This is a genomic window from Micromonospora sp. NPDC047187 (assembly GCF_040643355.1).
GTDB classification, from domain to species: domain Bacteria; phylum Actinomycetota; class Actinomycetes; order Mycobacteriales; family Micromonosporaceae; genus Micromonospora; species Micromonospora salmantinae.
In genome coordinates, this window is sequence record NZ_JBEYUF010000001.1 from 250,954 (window position 1) to 269,590 (window position 18,637).

The 18,637-nt window shown below is 67.1% G+C and carries 19 protein-coding genes; 11 read left to right on the forward strand and 8 right to left on the reverse strand.

Annotation, left to right across the window (positions count from 1 at the left end; all coding sequences use genetic code 11):
* The first annotated feature begins 285 nt into the window (after nucleotides 1-285).
* Nucleotides 286-1,323: a DUF808 domain-containing protein gene (locus ABZ794_RS01120; RefSeq protein ID WP_210781881.1), complete on the forward strand. Its 1,038-nt coding sequence runs from the start codon at nucleotides 286-288 to the stop codon at nucleotides 1,321-1,323.
* Nucleotides 1,324-1,969: 646 nt separating this feature from the next.
* On the opposite strand, the gene ABZ794_RS01125 is transcribed toward ABZ794_RS01120, so the two are convergent.
* Complete coding sequence (locus ABZ794_RS01125; RefSeq protein ID WP_357513668.1) at nucleotides 1,970-2,881, reverse strand: LysR substrate-binding domain-containing protein; 912 nt, start codon at nucleotides 2,879-2,881, stop codon at nucleotides 1,970-1,972.
* 288 nt (nucleotides 2,882-3,169) lie between these two features.
* Between ABZ794_RS01125 and ABZ794_RS01130 the strand changes: the two genes are divergently transcribed.
* From ABZ794_RS01130 to ABZ794_RS01150, 5 genes are all read left to right on the forward strand, one after another.
* The gene (locus tag ABZ794_RS01130; RefSeq protein ID WP_210781879.1) at nucleotides 3,170-3,904 is read left to right on the forward strand and encodes an SDR family oxidoreductase; all 735 of its coding nucleotides are present in this window, start codon (nucleotides 3,170-3,172) and stop codon (nucleotides 3,902-3,904) included.
* Between the two features lie 34 nt (nucleotides 3,905-3,938).
* Nucleotides 3,939-4,562, forward strand: coding sequence for an NAD(P)-binding domain-containing protein (locus ABZ794_RS01135; RefSeq protein WP_210781878.1), 624 nt, complete (start codon nucleotides 3,939-3,941; stop codon nucleotides 4,560-4,562).
* 205 nt (nucleotides 4,563-4,767) lie between these two features.
* Nucleotides 4,768-5,709, forward strand: coding sequence for an SDR family oxidoreductase (locus tag ABZ794_RS01140; RefSeq protein WP_357513670.1), 942 nt, complete (start codon nucleotides 4,768-4,770; stop codon nucleotides 5,707-5,709).
* Nucleotides 5,710-6,194: 485 nt separating this feature from the next.
* Nucleotides 6,195-6,767 (forward strand): sigma-70 family RNA polymerase sigma factor, encoded by a 573-nt coding sequence (locus ABZ794_RS01145; RefSeq protein ID WP_145780037.1) that lies wholly within the window; start codon nucleotides 6,195-6,197, stop codon nucleotides 6,765-6,767.
* 110 nt (nucleotides 6,768-6,877) lie between these two features.
* Nucleotides 6,878-7,909, forward strand: a complete 1,032-nt coding sequence (locus ABZ794_RS01150; protein WP_357513671.1) for a hypothetical protein — start codon at nucleotides 6,878-6,880, stop codon at nucleotides 7,907-7,909.
* A 749-nt stretch (nucleotides 7,910-8,658) separates the two neighbouring features.
* On the opposite strand, the gene ABZ794_RS01155 is transcribed toward ABZ794_RS01150, so the two are convergent.
* On the reverse strand, nucleotides 8,659-9,141 hold the full coding sequence (locus tag ABZ794_RS01155) for a hypothetical protein (RefSeq protein WP_357513673.1): 483 nt from the start codon (nucleotides 9,139-9,141) through the stop codon (nucleotides 8,659-8,661).
* A 75-nt stretch (nucleotides 9,142-9,216) separates the two neighbouring features.
* On the opposite strand from ABZ794_RS01155, the gene ABZ794_RS01160 reads away from it, so the two are divergent.
* Complete coding sequence (locus ABZ794_RS01160; protein WP_210781873.1) at nucleotides 9,217-9,633, forward strand: VOC family protein; 417 nt, start codon at nucleotides 9,217-9,219, stop codon at nucleotides 9,631-9,633.
* Between the two features lie 120 nt (nucleotides 9,634-9,753).
* Here ABZ794_RS01160 and ABZ794_RS01165 read toward each other — a convergent pair whose 3' ends face one another.
* The 3 genes from ABZ794_RS01165 to ABZ794_RS01175 form a co-directional block, all read right to left on the reverse strand.
* Nucleotides 9,754-10,326 (reverse strand): hypothetical protein, encoded by a 573-nt coding sequence (locus tag ABZ794_RS01165; RefSeq protein ID WP_357513675.1) that lies wholly within the window; start codon nucleotides 10,324-10,326, stop codon nucleotides 9,754-9,756.
* A gap of 124 nt (nucleotides 10,327-10,450) precedes the next feature.
* On the reverse strand, nucleotides 10,451-10,990 hold the full coding sequence (locus tag ABZ794_RS01170) for a hypothetical protein (protein ID WP_210781872.1): 540 nt from the start codon (nucleotides 10,988-10,990) through the stop codon (nucleotides 10,451-10,453).
* Between the two features lie 39 nt (nucleotides 10,991-11,029).
* Nucleotides 11,030-11,545 carry a hypothetical protein gene (locus ABZ794_RS01175; protein WP_210781871.1) on the reverse strand — a complete coding sequence of 172 codons (516 nt, stop codon included), beginning with the start codon at nucleotides 11,543-11,545 and terminating at the stop codon, nucleotides 11,030-11,032.
* Nucleotides 11,546-11,808: 263 nt separating this feature from the next.
* Here ABZ794_RS01175 and ABZ794_RS01180 point away from each other — a divergent pair, with 263 nt between their 5' ends.
* From ABZ794_RS01180 to ABZ794_RS01190, 3 genes are all read left to right on the forward strand, one after another.
* The gene (locus tag ABZ794_RS01180; RefSeq protein ID WP_210781870.1) at nucleotides 11,809-12,273 is read left to right on the forward strand and encodes a hypothetical protein; all 465 of its coding nucleotides are present in this window, start codon (nucleotides 11,809-11,811) and stop codon (nucleotides 12,271-12,273) included.
* 776 nt (nucleotides 12,274-13,049) lie between these two features.
* Nucleotides 13,050-14,126, forward strand: a complete 1,077-nt coding sequence (locus ABZ794_RS01185; protein WP_357513678.1) for a cellulose binding domain-containing protein — start codon at nucleotides 13,050-13,052, stop codon at nucleotides 14,124-14,126.
* A gap of 364 nt (nucleotides 14,127-14,490) precedes the next feature.
* Entirely contained in the window at nucleotides 14,491-15,018 is a 528-nt protein-coding gene (locus ABZ794_RS01190) for a hypothetical protein (protein WP_210786764.1), read from the forward strand.
* A gap of 128 nt (nucleotides 15,019-15,146) precedes the next feature.
* Here the strand turns inward: ABZ794_RS01190 and ABZ794_RS01195 are convergent, their stop codons facing one another.
* Nucleotides 15,147-15,377, reverse strand: coding sequence for a hypothetical protein (locus ABZ794_RS01195; RefSeq protein ID WP_247670287.1), 231 nt, complete (start codon nucleotides 15,375-15,377; stop codon nucleotides 15,147-15,149).
* A gap of 942 nt (nucleotides 15,378-16,319) precedes the next feature.
* Complete coding sequence (locus tag ABZ794_RS01200; RefSeq protein WP_357513680.1) at nucleotides 16,320-17,147, reverse strand: hypothetical protein; 828 nt, start codon at nucleotides 17,145-17,147, stop codon at nucleotides 16,320-16,322.
* 39 nt (nucleotides 17,148-17,186) lie between these two features.
* On the opposite strand from ABZ794_RS01200, the gene ABZ794_RS01205 reads away from it, so the two are divergent.
* Nucleotides 17,187-17,813: a TetR/AcrR family transcriptional regulator gene (locus tag ABZ794_RS01205; RefSeq protein WP_210786759.1), complete on the forward strand. Its 627-nt coding sequence runs from the start codon at nucleotides 17,187-17,189 to the stop codon at nucleotides 17,811-17,813.
* Between the two features lie 242 nt (nucleotides 17,814-18,055).
* On the opposite strand, the gene ABZ794_RS01210 is transcribed toward ABZ794_RS01205, so the two are convergent.
* Nucleotides 18,056-18,511: a DUF1772 domain-containing protein gene (locus ABZ794_RS01210; protein WP_196926089.1), complete on the reverse strand. Its 456-nt coding sequence runs from the start codon at nucleotides 18,509-18,511 to the stop codon at nucleotides 18,056-18,058.
* Nucleotides 18,512-18,637: the final 126 nt, after the last annotated feature.

The window sequence follows — 18,637 nt, forward strand, 5'->3', positions numbered from 1 at the left end:
GTCCCGTTAGCTGAGACACCGATCCCACTGGCGATCCCGTGACCAGCGCATCCTCTGTGATGACCCCTTCGGCGGGGCCGAAGTGGTCAGGCGTGTCGTTCCGCAATGGCTGGCGCGGGCCGGGTGCGGTGGTGGTGGGTCGTCGGCTGAGCGCGATAGCCGGTCACCTCGAGCTCTCGCCCGGCTTCCCGCCCCAGATGCGACCGGGCGGTGGCGTGCCGGGCGCGGGGACTTGGGCGAGAATGGGCCAGTTCGAATTCTGCGCAACCCTGGAAGGACCCTCCCTTGGCCGGTGGACTCGTAGCCCTGCTGGATGACGTGGCGGTGCTGGCCCGTGCCGCTGCCGCGTCGATCGATGACATCGGGGCGGCCGCCGCGAAGGCCGGCGCCAAGGCTGCGGGCGTCGTCGTCGACGATGCTGCCGTCACGCCGCAGTACGTGCGGAGCCTGGCGGCCGAGCGCGAGTTGCCGATTATCAAGCGCATTGCCGTGGGGTCGCTGCGCAACAAGTTCTTCATCATCCTGCCGGCGGTGCTGCTGCTCAGTCAGTTCGTGCCTTGGCTGCTCACTCCGATCCTCATGCTCGGCGGCGCCTACCTCTGTTATGAAGGCGCGGAGAAGGTGTGGGACAAGATCGCCCATCACGGTGCCTCCGGCGCGGGCGAGGAGAAGGTGCAGGACGAGACGACACTGGTGTCTGGGGCGGTACGAACCGACCTGATCCTCTCGGCGGAGATCATGGTCATCAGCCTTAATGAGGTGATCGATGAGGCGTTCGGGTCCCGCCTGGCGATCCTGGCTGTCGTCGCCGTCGTCATAACCGTTCTGGTGTACGGCGTGGTGGCCCTGATCGTCAAGATGGACGACGCCGGGCTGCGCCTGTCGCAACGTTCCGGCGCCGTCGCGACGTTCGGCCGCGGTCTGGTGAGGGCCATGCCGGTGGTCCTCACCGTGCTGACGGTAGTCGGCACCGCGGCGATGCTGTGGGTGGGCGGGCACATCCTGCTGCTCGGCACGAACGAGCTGAACCTGCACTTCCTGTACGAGGCCGTGCATGACGTGGAGGTCGCCGCCCACGACGCCACGGGTGTTCTCGGCGGGCTCCTCGGCTGGCTCGTCAACACGGTGGCCAGCGCGATCCTCGGGCTGATCGTCGGAGCGCTGGTCGTGCTGGTCATGACTCTCACGCTCCAGCGCCGCACATCCAAGGCTGCGGCTGCGACTGCGCCGGCCACGACTCGCGCTGACGGCACCATCCCCGCACCGCCGAGCCGTGCAGCTCGGCGTCGCGACGCTCCTGCGGACCGAGCGCCGCGCGGTTGACCACAACATCATCGCAACTCGACCACGCGGCCAGGGGTTCTGGTGCCGAGCCGCGCTCAACCCGGCTGAGCTGCGCGGATCGTCCCGGGCCAACCTGCGGCCCTTCGTGCTCTTCCTGGCCGCGGCGTGCTCACCGATGCCGGCGAGACGAGGGGCCTTGACCTGCGGTGATGGAGGTCGAGCGGTGCGGCGTGACCTCCCAGTAGAGGTCGAACTGGTCAGGCGTTGCTGCGCCCAGGATGGCTGGCGCCGGCCGGCGTCTCGGGCCGCCTAACGCCACGCCTGTAGGTGTGCTAAAGGTCGATGTGAAGCGTTGTGGGGGCTTGCTGGGGTCGGCCGCGGTTTCGTCATTTGAGACTCCGATCCCACAGGCAACGCTCTGACCAGGCGCTTCGGGGTGGAGACCTCTTCGGCGGACCCGAAGGAGTCGGCGTCGGCGTTTTCTGTAGAGGCGAGGGCGGTGTCTGCTCATGCCGATGTAGTGCACAGAGCGTTCTGTTGGAATTGGTTGCGACACCCACTTCGTCGGTTGGCCCATATTGCCTCGGGATATCTCGGCAACCCTTGCCGGATCACACCATCCGCGCGGATTCTCCGCATTATCGATGAGATCGAAATAAAGGAGTGACACTGTCTCGCTGATTAATCAGCCGTCTCTTGCAATGGCGCCGCCGTCAAGCTGCCACATTTCATAGTTCCCACATTCTGCCGTGATCTCGGCCGTCGCCTGAGCCGCGGTGACGAAGTCGTCGACTAGCGGCGAGGCGCGCGATGCCGCCACAGCGAGGCACACCTGGTCGGGTGCCAGCTGCGGGATGGGGACATAGCTGACGTCCGGATGTGAGTAGAACACGGTCGCCGAACGGGCCAGGAACGAGATGCCTCGGCCGGCCGCGACATGCTCGAGTGTCTCGTCCACCCCGCGTATCAGGTATCCGGCGTTAGGGTGCGTGCGCCTGGTGGGCTGCGTGCTCGTGTCCGCATGCCAGACCAACGGCTCGCCGGCCAGGTCGGCCTCGGTGATCTGCTCCTTGCCGGCTAACCGGTGGCCGGCGGGCAGCACCGCCACCCGGGGCTCGGTGTACAGCGGGGTGACGCGCAGGCCGGTCTCGTCGATGGGCAATCGCACGTAGGCGACGTCGATGCGGCCGTCGAGCAGCAGCGTGGCCTGGTCGTCCCCTTCGATCCGCTGCACGTCCACGATCACGCTTGGGTGCTGGACGGCGAACTGCCGTACCGCTGGGGTGGCCGTGATGCCCGCGCGGAAGCCGACCATTAGCCGCTGGCTGCCGCGCGCGGCCACGGTCACCCGGCGGCGGACCGCGTGCGCGGAGGCCAGCAGCGGGCCGGCGTCGGTCAGCAACTGCCTGCCGGCGTCGGTCAGTTCCACGCCGTGGCTGTCCCTGATCAGCAGCGGGGTGCCGAGATCGTGTTCCAGCGCGCGGATCTGGCGGCTGAGCACCGGCTGCGCGATGTGCAGCTCATCAGCGGCGCGGCCGAAGTGCAGTTTGTCGGCGACGGCGACGAAGTAGCGCAGCTTGCGCAGGTCCAGATCCATGGAGCCTCCCGGTCGGGCGATGCCTTCAGGGTATCGCAACGACTGAAAGAGGTCTTGGACACCTACTCAGGCCAATGGCACGCTTCATGGGTACCCGATGGGACCGGAGTGAAATCGGTATAAGAATTCGCCCTCGGACTTGGCAGCAGCGAGCTGGGATCGGCATAGACAGATGATGAATTGAGCCGAGCCCCGTTGCGTCATTCGACGGTTTCGACGACACAACCGTTGACAACGGCGCTCCGACCAGCATCTGTTTTGAATACTCATCGACTCAATGGAGTGATCGTGGGAAAGCTCGATGGCAAGGTTGCGGTAATCACCGGCGGATCCACCGGCATGGCACTGGCCGGCGCCAAACTGTTCGTCGAGGAAGGCGCGCATGTCTTCATCCAGGCCCGGCGGCAGGAAGCACTGGACGACGCCGTCAAGCTGATCGGCCGCAACGTCACCGCCGTCCAGGGCGACGCGGCCGACCTGGACGACCTAGACCGCTTGTACGACACCGTCAAGCGGGAAAAGGGCTCGATCGACGTGCTGTGGGCCAGCGCCGGGATGGGCGAACCCGCCGTCCTCGGCGAGATCACCGAGGAACAGTTCCACCGCGCCTTCTCGCTCAACGCGCGCGGCACCCTATTCACCGTGCAGAAGGCACTCCCGCTGATCAACGACAACGGCTCAGTCTTCATGACCGGATCCAACGCCTCCCTCGGCGCCTTCCCCGGCTGGAGCCTCTACGCGGGAAGCAAAGCCGTCCAGCAGGCATGGGCCCGCGTCTGGCTCAACGAACTGCGCGACCGCAAGATCCGGGTCAACGTCCTGACCCCCGGCCAGGTCGGCACTGCCAAACAGGAAGAACTGTTCGACGAGGCGACCAGGGCCGCCTTCGAGTCCCTCATCCCCCGCGGGCAGATGGGCCGCCCCGAGGAGATCGCCACCGTCGCCCTGTTCCTCGCCTCCGATGACTCCAGCTACGTCAACGGCCTGGAACTGGTCGCCGACGGCGGCACCACCGCCCTCTGAACACACACCCGGAATCAGGAAGAGAGCACACCTCATGAGCAGCATCACCCTCATCGGTACGGGGAACATGGCCCGCACCATCGGCACGCTCGCGGTGGCGGGCGGCAACACCGTCGAGGTCATGGGACGCGATCAGTCCAAGGCCGATGACCTGGCGAAGGCTCTGGGCGGCGGCACGACGGCGGGCGAGTGGGGCGCCGTCCCGGCCGGGGACATCGTCATCACGGCCCTGTTGTACGCCGCTGTCGTTCCGGTCGTCACCGAGTACGGAGACGCCCTCGCGGGCAAGGTCATCGTCGACATCAGCAACCCGTTCAACGCCACGTTCGACGGACTGGCCCACAGCGAGGAGACCTCGATCGCGCAGGAAGTCGCCAAGGTGGCCCCGGCCGGTGCCGGCGTGGTGAAGGCATTCAACACCATCTTTCGTAATGTCCTGGAGAACGGCCGGCCCGACGTCTTCATGGCTGGCGACGATGCGCAGGTCAAGGCGGGAGTGGCGGCATTCGTCGAGAGCCTCGGGCTGCATCCGCTGGACGTCGGCGGCCTGAGAATGGCGCACTGGCTGGAAGGAATGGGCCTGGTCACGGTGGGCCTCGCCGGCAACGGGGTCGCCCACTGGGACTTCGCCCTCGGCGTCAACGAATTCACTGGCTGAGCCCTCGGGACGAGACAGTCGACGAACAGAGCCGCTGAATGCCGGGGCCTGGAGACGGCGCACTGGCTGGAAGGGACGGGCCTGCGAATGATCAGCCTGGCCGCCACGGCGTTGGACCTTCAACTTCACCCTCGGCGTCAGCAATTTCAGCTGAGCGCACCCGCACCCGCACTTCTCGCGCCACATCACTGACAAGGACAGCAGCATGCGCGTTTTCGTCACTGGCGGGACCGGCCATTCCGGTTCGTACATCGTCCCCGAGCTCATCGCCGCCGGGCATGAGGTCACCGGCTTGGCCCGGTCGGACACTGCTGCGGCGGCGCTGTCCGCGCTCGGCGCGAAGGTGCGCCGCGGCGACCTCCAGGATCTCGACGGGCTCCAGGAGGCGGCTGCGGACTCCGACGGCGTCATCCACGTCGCCCACCGGCAGGACCTGCTTTTCTCCGGCGGGATCGACGCCGTGGCCGCCGCGGAGGTCCCGATCATGCTCGCCTACGGTGAGACGCTGGCGGGCACCGGGAAGCCGCTGGTCGCGGCGGGGAGCATCGGCTCGCCTGGGCAGGGATTCCTAGGCCGGACGGCCACCGAGGAGGACCCGGCCCTTCCCAGCGGCGATGAGCACAAGGGCACCCTGCGGGCTCGGAACGTCGTGGAATCCACCGTGATCGGCCTCGCCGAGCAGGGCGTGCGGTCTTCGGTCGTGCGGATCGCCAACATTGCGCATGACACGACCGATCGTGCCGGCTTCCTCCCCACACTGATCGCGCTCGCGAAGGAGAAGGGCTTCGTCGGCTACCCCGCAGACGGCGCGAACCTGTGGACTGCCGTGCACATCCGCGATGTCGCCTCCGTGTTCCGCCTGGCGTTGGAGAGGGGCCCAGCCGGCAGATACTGGCATGCGGTCGACGACGGAGGCATCCCGTTCCGCGTGATCGCCGAGGCCATCGGCGGCCGTCTGGGCCTGCCCGCCGTGAGCGTTCCCCTGGACGAACTGGTGCTGCCGGGATACTTCGGGTTCCTCGCGAACATCGTCACGCAGAGCTATCCGGCGTCCAACCTCGTCACCCGCCGGACCCTCGGCTGGGAACCCGCTCAGCCCCGCCTGCTCGCCGATCTGGACAACGGCCACTACTTCCCCGCCAGCTGACGGCAAGGGCCCGAATCGCCATGATTCCGACACATGACAAGGAGGGCATCGTCGTGGTCACGGTGCCGGTCAAGGAGTGCGGTGTGGTGGCGGTGGTGATTGTAGGCGTGGAGCCAGGCGGTAGGGCCGCTCGTCGGGCAGTCTCGGATCGGTAGGCTCGGTCGTCGCGCCCAAGTCGGGCGAGCCGCCATTTCTCGGCGCCTCCGGCAGCCCCATCGAGAACCAGATCCAGCCCTGAAACGGCGGAGAGAGTGTCGATGTGGAGTGGCAGCCTCGCCGCCGCGACGCTGCCTCTACCTCCCGACTTCGGCCCTCGGCCCTGGCCTGGGCGCCACGCTTGGGGCCAACGCTGACCGCGCCGCAGCCGCTCATGCCGCCGAGAGGTCGCTATTGGGCGACCGCTTGCCGTCGGACCTCGGGGCCTGAACACTTCGCCGCCTGATCGGCAATGTCAGGGTGAAGCGCGAACTCTGCCGAGGAGGGCCATGGCTTCGGATGCGGATTTGATAGGCCGGTCCCTGGATGGCGACGTCGACGCCTTCGTAGAGGTGGTCGAGCGTCATGAGGCCGCCGTCGGTTCGTACCTCGTTCGCCGGGCTGGGCGGGATGCGGCTGAGGACCTCCTGGGCGAGGTTTGGGTTGCGGCGTTCGAGTCGCGGCGATCGTACGACCGGTCGTACAACGACGCGCGGCCGTGGCTGTACGGGGTGGCATTGAATCGCTTGCGGCGCTACTGGCGGTCCCGGCCGGCCGAGGACCTGGTCGCGGACGTGCCGGACGTGGCTACTGGATGGGATCCGTGGTCGGCGGTGGACCTCGGCGTGGACGCCCGGGCGGTGCTCCGGTCGGCCCTGACGCGGCTCAAACCCGAAGAGCGGGAGGTCCTGAGGCTCGTCGCCTGGGAGGACCTGACCGCAGCCGACGCCGCGCGGGCACTCGGCATACCGGCCGGCACCGCGCGGCGGCTGCTGAGCCAAGCCAGGACGGCATTGCGCGACGCCCCGGGGGTGTCCGCGCTTCTGAAGGACCGCAACAGCGCGAAGGAGAGACACCGATGACCGACGAGCTCGATCTGGTCGGTGCGTTGGGCAGCGCGGAACCACTACGCCCGGAGGCGTATCAGCGGGCGCGGGCGGTGCTGCGGGCGGCTATGGCCGACCCCGGAACCGTGCGGCTGCTGGGCGCGATATCAGCGGCGGACACGACTATGGAGGCGACTTCAACCATGAAAACGACGACAACCACGCGGGACCACGAATCCAGCCCGGCGCCTCAGCGCCGCCGCCGCATCGGTATCGCGGGCCGATTGGGCATCGGCGCCGGGGTGGGAGTTGCCGCCGCGGCGGCAGTCGTCGCTGTGGTGCTCAACTCGTCGGCGACCGGGGGCATGGAGGCCAGCAAGGATTCGTCAGCCGCCACCTCGGGCTCGACCACCGTCGACGGGTCGGCCGAGCGCGCGCCGCTGATGACCCTGGCCGGGTCCATCAAGACGGTCACCCCGGCGGCGGGCGACGCGTGGCTGGTGAAGGCGACGCAGGTCCACGGCACCAAGACCATGCAGGTCGTCTACACGCTATACACCGACGGTCACGCGATCTATACGGGCAACAGCGTGAAGGACATCAAGCGGGCGATCGCCCGTCACCAGGACCAGATGACGGACGGCGGCTACGCTCCGCTCCTCAAGGCAGCCGTCGCCGCGGCGGACAGCAGCCCGGCCGACGGCCGGACCCAGATGCTCAAGGCAGCCAAGGATCCGCTGGTCGGCCTCGACCCCGCAGCGCAGAAGGCGGTGTGGGACAAGCAGCAGGCGGACGCCCAGGTGATCATCAAGCAGAAGGGCGGCAACGCCGAGCCGAAGCCGTACAGCCCCCAGGCCGTTCAGCGGCACTTCGACAACGCCCTGTGGACGTACAGCACCCAGGCGCTGTCCGCTGGCGACGGCAACACGCAGGTCCGGGCCGGTGTGCTGCGTCTGCTGTCCACCATCTCCGCGGTCAGCGTCAAGAACTCGACCACCCACGGCAAGGCCACGCTGACGATCACCGCCGGCCCCGAGGTGTTCGGCGGCGAGGGCAGCGAGGTGCTGACCATCGACGCCACGACCGGCATGCTGGTCAAGGACGTCTCCACCGTGCCGGGCCTCCCCCCGGCCTCCACGACGTACGAATCCTCCCGCGTGACGAAGGCCGACCTGTAGCCGGGAACTGCCACCCACCAGCATTCCGGCAGACGGGCGTAACGCGCCCGGCGTTCGATAACGGTGCGGGCCGCCCAGAGGCGGACCGCACCGTCGTTTTGTTGTTCGCCCGGCCGTGCCTGACCACTGCACCCATGCCTACCTGCGGCTTCACGTTGTCGCAGGTCAGAGTCGGTGTGGCGTCCTGTTTCACCGCGGAGTGCTCTGCGGTTCTGCGCAGCGGTCGACAGTGCTCTATGTCTCCTGGCAGGGGAGTGTGTGCAGGTCAAGGCGGTAAGGAGCCGTTGGTTGGCCGGGCCTTGCATCTGGGAGCAGATTGGGTGCAGGTTGGCGAAGTGGTCTCCGCGACCGAAGTGCTCACCGATGCCGGGCGGAGACGAGGGGCTTTGACCTGCGGTGATGCGGTGGAGCGGTGCGGCGTGACCTCCCAGTGGGTACCGAAGAGGTCAACCCTCCAGCCCTCCGACTGGCTGCTGGCTGTCGAACTGACGCCTGCCGACACCGATCACGAGGCCAGCCCGCATCGATGCACGGCTCTGACTGTCGCCGCGGTGGCGTCTGTACGGATCCCGCGAGCCGAGACCCAGATCCCACTGGCGAACCTCTGAGCAGGGCTTCCTGAACGGTGACCTCTTCGGCGGGTCCGAAGGCGTCAGCGTTCGTCGGTGTCGTTCGCCGTGGAGGTATCCCATCACCCGATGAGCAGGCGCTCGCAGTGCCCATGGCGGCTGGTTCGCCCGTACCCCGCCTCAACGGATGTCCACGAAGTTTCGCCGCGCCATGAGGGCTACGACCGCTTCGATGGCTTGCTGTGACAGTGTCGGCACGACAACCGCAGCTCTTTCGACAAAGTAGCCGGACTCGGCCAGGGCGCTCTGCACCTCCTGAGACAGCCGGGTCGGATCGTAGAAGGTGATCGCTTTCTCGCTACCGGCCCAATGGACCGTTATCTCGATCCACCCCTTGGACTCGGTCATCGACCAGTCATTTTCGTCCATGGCATCGGGATAGACGATCTGCAGTCCAGGCGGTGAATCAGAGGTGCCGCTTGTAGCTGCACGTGGCACCAACTGCCCGGAGCTTGGTGATTGAAGGGTCCGCAGGACTTCGTGCGGGTCGCGTTCTGTCACGGCAGCCAGGGCGGTAACCGCGTCCGCCGTGAGGGCCGTCAGGTTCAACGCTGCCGCCAGCGCATCCTCCTTGACCGCGGCGCCGTCAGGTCGTGTGGACACCGCAGGACCAGACGTCCTCTTTGCCCTTTGTCGGCGCACGGGGCGGCCAGAAGGACCTGTCCGACGTACGGTGCCGTGGTGCAGATCGACTTGGTTGCCCTGATTGTCGACGAGTACGACCCCGCGATCGCGTTCTTCACCGACGTACTCGGCTTCGACCTCGTCGAGGACTCTCCCTCGCTGACCAATGACGGTCGACCCAAGCGGTGGGTCGTCGTCCGGCCGCCGGGCGCCCAGACCGGGATTCTGCTCGCTCGCGCCGACGGAGAACACCAACGGGCCGCAATCGGTAACCAGGTAGCCGGCCGAGTCGGGTTCTTCCTCCGCGTCGACGACTTCGACGCCGCATACCGCCGGATGGTCGAGGCCGATGTCACCTTCGTCCGAGCGCCACGAACCGAGCCCTACGGCCGGGTCGCGGTCTTCCTCGACATCGCCGGCAACCGGTGGGACTTGCTTGGGGCCACCGGACGTCGCGCACCTGCCCGCTGAGGCGCCAAGGTCACCGATCCTGATCGGCTGCTGGTCGAGTGGTTTGCCGATGACAGCGCTAGCGGAAGTGCTGTACGTCCAACGGCGCCGTGATCGCGAAGTTCTTGTCGATCGCTTTAACTAGAGCGGTCCCGGGCGCTGCAGTCCGATTCGCGTGGCCCATCCGGTGAGGGCGTCGAGGAAGCCGACCAGGTCCCGTTGCACGCCGATCAGCAGCCCGGGTAGCGCGCTTTGTGGCAGGTCAACGTGGACGCCGGCCCACCGGCCGCGATGCCGGGTCTCGCCGCCGTCCTGCCGCACCCGCAGATCGTCGCTGACGAACTCGACCTCCGGACCCGGGTCATGTCCCAGCCACGGCGAGTCGCCGATCAACACCTGCGCCCAGTCGCGCCAGTCCTCCAGCCCGGCACAGCAGCCCGGCGTCATCACCGTCCCGGTGGTGGGGTCGCGGACCTGCAGGTCGCCGGCAGCGATGAGAAATTCGTCAGCCAGCAGCGCGTTTACGACCTCATCGCGGCCGTCAGGAGGCTGAACCTCGATCCGGCCAGCGAGCGCCGTCACGAACAGCCCGACCTGGTCGCCGGCACAGCCGGCGTTGAGCATCAACCACGATCCGGGCGCCATCGCTGCCACCGGCCACGGCGATCCGTCGGTGACCGCGGGTACCTCGATGACGGCCTCCATAGTGATCACCCCGGCATTCAACCCGATGCCGCGGGCACGCGTCCGGCGGCTATGAAACGCCCATAGTGCCTATGTCAGCGTGGGTCTGACGGCTGGCGTTGACCTGCGACGTGATGCTGGCGGTGTTCGGCGATCAGGTGCTGTAGAGCCCGTCCCAGGGTTCTGTGAGCCCGAGGCGGTCTGGATACAACTCGACCCAGTCGCCTCGCTCAGGGTCAGACTCGTCGATCAAGCCGAACGTGACACCGTCGTGGACCACGCGGAACAGTTGGATGGCGATGTCGCCGTACTGCCGTTCAGGTAGCTGATCGAGCAGGGCAGCCAAGCGGGCCTCGGCTTGGTCAGCAAGCTCACCTCGTAGGTACGGAGCGGTGGCCACGAGCGAGATGTCGGTCCGGCGGTGGCGGCCGTTGGCGTCGAACAGGTGCAGGTAGGCGTACCAGCGGATCCGTTCCCGGTCCGGATCCGGCTCGTGGTCGTCATCGCGATGCGCGCCGTGTATTCCCGCGAAGAACTGGCCGTCGGCGTGTCGCCCTACCCTGTCGGTGCGGTAGTCCGGTTCGCGCGAAATCGGCACCAGATCAGGCAGCGACATGCCGGCGACGATACCTGAAGACAACTGCGCGCATCTGCACTGCAGACCACGCGCACTTGTCGGTCGGAAGTGACTCACCGGCATCCGTAGCCCGGTGCGGCTGGGGCGTTCGGGTGATTAGTCTGCGCGGTCCAGCATGACGGCGCTGCGCAAGGGGGTGCTCGCCCACAGCGCTTGCAAGGTGGGGTAGCGCTGCACCTCCCACTCCGCTTCACCAATCGCATGGTCTCGCTCCGGACCGGGTGGACTGAAGTCGAACCCGGTGTTCTGGACGTTGAGCCGGCCTAGGTCGGCGAGCGCGGGTGCGTCTGGGAAGACCAACTCCAGGCTCACCTGCCAGATCTCTGGTTGGTACCAGTCGGTCTCGGTCCAGCTTCCCCGCACGTCGACGGCGAACTGTCTGGTGAAGCTCAGGCTGGGAAGTCGATCGTGCCAGCTGTACCGGCCCCACTGAACAATGAAGCCATCGGCGTCGCTGTCCGGCCCTGGCTCCAAGCCGTCGACCGGCCGGGCAAGAAACTCGCGGAACGCCTTCCACGCCGCCTCGACGTTGTCCACCCGGTCCGGAGTCAGGCCGTGTCGGCGTAGCAGCCCGACCAGCTCTTCCGGCGACTCGCGCCACGCGATACCCACGATCCAACCCTTCCCACCCGGAACCCATCCACCCGCGCGTCCAGGCCGCCGAATCTGTGCTGGCCGCATCGATCACAATCCGCGAGGTTCACGTCGGACACGATAACTGCGCCGTTCGGCCGGCGGTCGCCTTTGGGACCATGGGACATCGTCACCTGCCCCGCACCACGGCAGCGCCGCCATTGAAGCGCTGGACCTGCATCCTGACGGACCCCCGGATGTGGGGGCATCCGCTGTCGTATCCCTGTGGTGGAGTCCGTGCCATGGGTGTGCTGTACGACTACTTCCGGGCCAACGACGACGCTGCGGCTGTCAGGTTGATGAAGGATTTCGAGGCCGGACCGTTCGCTGCCAGCCGCGGCGGCATAGCTGTGGATGCGGTTGACCTGAAGGGCATCGAGCCGACGGTGACCCTCGGCAAGCTTGTCAGCCTCGTTCGACAGGTCGACTGGGATGCGAGCCTGGTCGACCTCGAGTTGTTGTGGAGCGGAGACGAGCAGGACGGGCCGTGGCTGATGTCGCTGGACCGGGCTGCGCGGGACGCCCTCGCCTCTATCAGCAACGCCCAGGCGCTGGAGTTGTCGGCGCAATGGGGGCGGATCGAGGAACTGGCGTGGAGTAGGCCACTGTCTGACGACGAGATGCTGCCTGTGATCGAGAAGGTTGCCGCCCTTGCTCAGCGCGCCCGAGACGCGGGCGAGGACCTGTACTGCTGGTGCTGCCTGTGACTTACAAGGAGGCGGTGCCGGGTCCGGACAGGGGGAGCAGGCTGGGAGCAGCAGGGTGCCCTGAAGGCCTTGAAGTGCGTCCAACGGCGCCGAACGGCGCACAACTGCACCCACCCCTACCTGCGGCATGACCACGTTGCCCAGTCCGCGACTCCGGTGTGCAGGTGCGGTTTCGACCTGGTCGACGATCCCGAATGCGTCGGCGGTCGTGAGCCTGCCGGACGCGGCGACCTGCCCCTCAAGGTCGAGAACGATAGCGGTGACAACATCGCCGGAGGTCTGAAGACGTGCGGTGTACGGCGATGGAGGAGTTGTGTCGGAGTCGGCCCGGTAGGTCGTCGTCATGAGGTAGCCGGTGTCGGCCGGCTTCCACTGTGGCGGGAGAGCGGCACCGGCGCCCACATCACCGAGGGCGCCCCGCGCTGTGGCTCGGGGCTGACTGATGGCCGTCGGTCTGGTGATCTGCCCACTCGCTGGTCCACATTGCGAGGTCGCGTACCCGGCACTCGGTTTTCTGCCGGGACTTGGCCGCCCACTTCGTTGCGTTCTTTGACGCGAAGTCGTCCAGGACCTGACGGTCAGTCGCGGTCCAGGCGGGAAGCTGCGCTATCCACTCTTCTGCCTGCTCGGCGCTGTGGCCGCTACCGATCAGCCATGGGCGGGCTGTCCGTTGTCCTGCCGGCGGCAGGACTGCCGTGCGTGCCTTGACAGGAAGGCGGAGCAGCAGGACAGTCGACATATTCATAGACGTCCAGCTATCTGCGGCGAGGTGTGCCATGCGGAAGTCGCTGACTGCTGTGGCCGCCATCGCTGTTGCCATGGTCGCGATGATGGCCGCGATCTCACACGCCAGTGCGGCGAACGCGGCGGCCGGGTGTCGGGTGAACTACGTCGTCACCAGCCAGTGGACCGGTGGCTTCCACGCCGACATCGCGGTCACCAACTTGGGTGACCTAGTCAACGAATGGACGCTGCGGTTCGCGTTCCCTGCAGTCGACCAGCGGCTCACGCAAACCTGGAGCGCCACCTGGGCCCAGGCGGGCCAGCAGGTCAGCGCGACCAATCTGGGCTGGAACGCGACCCTGGGCACCAATGGCTCCGCGAACATCGGTTTCGTTGGCGCCTGGTCGGGCAGCAACCCCATACCGACGTCGTTCACGCTCAACGGCGTCACGTGCACCGGCGGCGTCCTGCCCAGCGTGACGCCGACCCGGACGACCACACCGCCGGTCGCTGACTACCCGGCGATCGTCACCTGGCTCAGCCCGACCGCCGGCGCGGTGTACACCACGCCGGGAACCGTCCCGCTGGCGGCGACCGCGACCGTGGGAGGCGGACACAGCATCACCTCGGTGTCGTTCCGGGTGGACGGCGTCACGGCGGCCCGGGGGGTGAGGACGACCGGTGACCGGTACGAGGCGCTGTGGACACCACCGATCGGGGAGCCCGGCACCAGCACCACCTTCGTGCTGTCCGTCTCGGCCGGCACCGACCAGTCGCTGTCCGGCGCTGCGCCGCCGCTGCTGGTCACGGTGGTGACGCCGGCGTCCACCGGCACCAACCACCCGCCGGCGGCGGCGCTGAGCACCCCCGGCGGGCAGACCTACTTCCTCGAACCGACGACCGTCACGCTGGTCGCCGACGTCGCCGACACCGATCCCGGGGACCTCGTCAGCCGGGTGGAGCTTTACCTCGGCGCAACCCGGCTGGCCGTGACGCCGACCAACAGCGGACAGCGCTACCAGTTCCAGACGGCCCTGTCGGCCGGCACGTCGTCCACCTTCACCGTGCGGGTCCACGATTCCCACGGCGGCCTCGGCATCTCGAACCCGCTGACCTTCACCATCCGTTAGCGCCTCGGCCCTCCGTTAAGGGCTGACCAAGGTCCTTCCACTGGCCGTCGATACGTTTGCGAGTCGGCACGGCGCTCTGGGTCAATTCGACCAGGCCATCGGGGTTGGCGGTGACCGTCGTGGTGGGTGAACCTGCGGCGGGCGCCTCAAACAGCTTGCTGGAGCTTGGCGTTGCGGGTGAGCTTGCTGGAGTCCGCCGTAGTTCCGTCATTCGAGACACCGATCCCACAGGCAGTGCCCTGACCAGGACCTTCAAGCTGGAGACCTCTTCGGCGCGCCCGAAGGCGTCAGCGTTGGCGCCTCGCGGCGGCAGCAGATCGGTGTCCGCACATGCCGATGAGGCGCGCGCCGTATCGTGCTGGACATGATCGAGACCGCTGCGCCGAGGACGCGCAACCGGAGTGGCACGGCCGCACTCGTGCTTGGGTGCATCAGCCTGCTCCTGTCGCTGATCGCGTGCGGTGTGGCGGGGCTGTCTGTCGACAGCAATGACATAGACCTGCTCCCGGTACAGTCCAAGCCAGAGGTCGCCAGCGCGGCCCAGGTGGAAGCCGTCGCTCACGTGACCCTGCCGCCCGGCAGCGTGCTGCTCACCGCCGGGTACAGCAACGGCTTGGAAACCCAGCTCTCGGCGAAGGTCCGCATGCCGCGCACCGAACTCGACGCCTTCGTCGCCGCGGCGAATTTCACAACGGCTCTCGCGCCGGGGCTTCGGGCAGTCGACGCCAAGCACAACGTCGGTGGTGGCAACCTGTGGGACCCCGAAACCGCCAAGACCATCTCCGGCCTCGACGAGGAGCAACCCACGGCAGAGGGCACACGTCGAGCGCTCCTGGTCAACCTGGACGCACCCGATGCAGTCACCGTGTACCTGTACGCCAGCCGCGGCTGAACCCCGCAGGCATCCGCTTCTGCCGCGAGTAGCGCGCTGCCCGGCGTGACGCTCATCTTCGTCCGAATGATCCGCGTACGAGACGCATTGGGTACGCAGGGGACGAATCCCCTCAGAGCGCGCGATGTCTAGAGCGGCAGATCGAGCTCCCAACCGGCGAATGGAGGATCCACCTTGTAGCTGTCGTCGCAGCAGCGACGGATCCACTGGGCGGCTCGATACTCGGCATCGCCGTAGTTAGTCACCTCGCCGGACTCGTTGACGTCCAGAACGTTGGCAAAGATGGCGAATACCTGCTCTAGCCCCGATCCGTGCGCCATGACGACTGGTCGGTAGTCGAAGTCCTCGAGCAAGTCCATGACGAGAGTGTCATTCGCCAGGTAGAAGGCGAAGAAGCGAAACGATGCCCGAACGTCCTCGGGTAGGTGTGCCATAACGCAATCATCGCTCGAGACGCCAGACCGGGGCGGGCCTGCGCACTCCTCTGCCGCTGACAGGCGCGGTGATCGTGAGCGTGCTACCGGATCGGCGGATGCGGCTGCGAGAGCCAGCGCTGGCGCCAACCGAAGCACTGGGCCGGCAGCTCACGATCGGTCGGCGGGTCGGCGGGTCGGCGGTCCGATGCGGGCCCAGTTTGGGGGGAGCCGGTTGGGAGCAGCGGGCTGCCCTGAACGGCCGTGAACTGCGTCCAACGGCGTCGAACGGCGCTCAACTGCACCCACCCCTGCCTGCGGCTTCACGTTGTCGCAGGTCAGAGTCGGTGTGGCGTCCTGTTTCCCGCGGAGTGCTCTGCGGTTCTGCGCAGCGGTCGACAGTGCTCTATGTCGCCTGCTGGGGGAGTGTGCGCAGGTCAAGGCGGTAAGGAGTCGTTGGTTGACCTGGCCTTGCATCTGGGAGCAGATTGGGTGCAGGTTGGCGAAGAGGTCTCCGCGACCGAGGTGCTCACCGATGCCGGGCGGAGACGAGGGGCTATGACCTGCGGTGATGGAGGTCGAGCGGTGCGGCGTGACCTCCCAGTGGATACCGAAGTGGTCAGGGCTGATGCTCGCAGCATGGCTTGTGTCCCCGGGTGACAGGTCGTGGCCGTCGCGGCGACAGGTCTGCACATGGTCGACGCCGCTCGCGCGGTACCGCCGGCGTCGGACCCATCGTCGGTCCCGTTAGCTGAGACGCCGATCCGATGCGGGAGCCGGTGACCAGCGCATTCTCTGTGGTGACCTCTTCGATGGACCCGAAGGAGTCAGCGTTGGCATTCTTTGCAGAGGCGGGGGCGGTGTCCGCTCATGCCGATGAGCGGATGTCTATGCCTGCGCGCTCTCCGGCGGTTCGACGCGCTGCTGTGCTGGATGGCGACGCTGGCCGTCGGGTAGATCGGCCTGCCGATGGTCTGATCGAAATGACTCAACGGGACCGGTGCGTCGGTTATTCGGTATCGCCTGGATGGAAACGGATGTCAGGCGGATCAGGGTGATGCTGTAGGCGACGATCCACACGACCCAGATCAGCCAGCCGACAAGGCCGAGGAGACCGACCGTACCGGGGTCGTCGATGACCAGAGGGCTCAGTACGGCCGAGCCGAACTGGAGTGCGGCGGCCAGCAGGCCGATCCCGCCGTGCCAGCGGCGGATCAGGCCGGCGCGTCGGCCGCTGATGGACAGGCCGGTCATTGCCAGTGCCAGGAAGGTGCCGTTGAAGACGAACAGCGCGTTGTGCAGTGCCCAGAGTCCGGCGATCGTGCTGCTGTCCTGCGCGGTCGTTGACGCGAGCGCGAGCCGGGTGGCCATCACGCCGGTGAAGGTGACGTTCTGCATGATCACCCCGGCGAACCCGACCAGGGACCAGGCTGTGCCGTGCTCGCGGTCGGTTCGCCACAGCACGGAGACCGCGCCGGCGCCGAACAGGGTGGCCAGCGCCCAGGCGATCGGTGCGAGTGCTGAGGCGAGACCGACGGTGTCCTGTTGGGTGGTGAAGAACTGGACAACGTCGTTGGTCTCTGCGCCGGTATGGGGCAGGCCGGCTGGCACCAGGAAGGCGTTGGTGGAGGCGATCAGGATGGCGAAGCCGAGTCCGGCGAGTCCGGCGATCCGCGAGAACGTCCAGGTGATTCCGACGCTGAGTTTACGCGACATATATTCAATATAAGGTCCGGAAACCGAAGGGGGCAAGTGATGACCGCCGAGACAGGCAGGCGCAGGTACGAGTCACTGCGCCGGGCGGCGCAAGCGGCAGAGACCAGGGGTGAGATCGCCAGCGCCGCCCGTCGACTGTTCCTCTCCCGCGGCTGGGCGGCGACCACGGTACGTGACGTGGCACGGGAGGCCGGGGTCTCGGTGCCGACCGTCTACGCGGTGTACGGGAACAAGACCGGGCTGATCCAAGCGCTGGCCGACGCAGCCGACATCGCCGCGAATCCATCGCAGTCGCTCGCCGAACTGGAAGGGGCCGAGAACGATCCGGTGCGGCAACTCGCGGCGATGGCCGGCTACGACCGGCGCCTCTTCGAGCGCGCCGGTGACATCATCGCGCTCGTGCGCGAGGCGGGCCGCACCGAGCCCGCACTGGCGACCGCCTACCGCGACGGCCGTCAGCGGGGGGACGAGACCAGGATCCAGGTGTTCTCGTCGTGGCCGGGCGGCGTTCTCCGGGAAGGATTGGACATACGGTCGGCCGTCGATATCTATGCGGCGATCTGCAACATCGACGTCTACACCACACTGACTGGCGAACGCGGCTGGCAGCCCGATCAAGTCGAACGCTGGTGGACCGAGGCCCTGGCCCGCGAACTCCTGACCTGACGTGTCATGAGGCGCCTCATGGCAGGCCGTCCTGGTACGGAAGATTACGAGGTAGACGACGACCACGAAGACCACGCCACCTGGTCCCACGGGCACCGCATCCAAAGTCAGGTGGGTACTGGCCGCGACTGACCGTCGGCAAGCCGGTCGCGCTTGATCCGGTATCCGCTTCTGTAATCCCCTCGACCACAACGGATCCCGTCAACTCACTTCACGTGGTCAACGGGTAATCCAACGCTCTCTCAGCCGACCGTGGCGACCGAGAGGGCGACGAGCAGAAAGGCCGCGAGATAGGCCCACGAACGGTATCCCTGAAACCACTCCCAGCGGTTACGGCGCTCTTGCCAGCGCTCCGGAGGGAAATCCTTGTCCCAGCGCAGTGTGGACAGGTTGATCGGCACGTTCACGACCACGGTCGTGACGATGCCCGTGGCCCAGGTCGCGGCCGCGACCCAACGCAACACCTCGGGCAACCCCGCCCCATCAGGGCGGGCCGCGTAGCTGATAGCCAGCACGAGCGAAGCCGTCATCAGCACCGGCATCACAATCCCGAAGGTACGCAGCAGACCCTGTTCGACCAGGATGTGGTCACGCGGCGCCAGACGCTTGACCACCGGATGCACAAAAGCATAGGAGCCGAACTCGGCGCACGCCGTGAACCCCAGCACCGCGACGGTGGCGAACATCAGCACGTCCATACCCGGTCCTCTCATCGTGCTGGACTGCACAGTGTCACGCCCCATCGGCGAGCTGTACCGCACCATCCGCGACGTGACACCGCGCATGAGAAGGCACGGCTGGAGCCGATCGCCGCGATCGCCGGT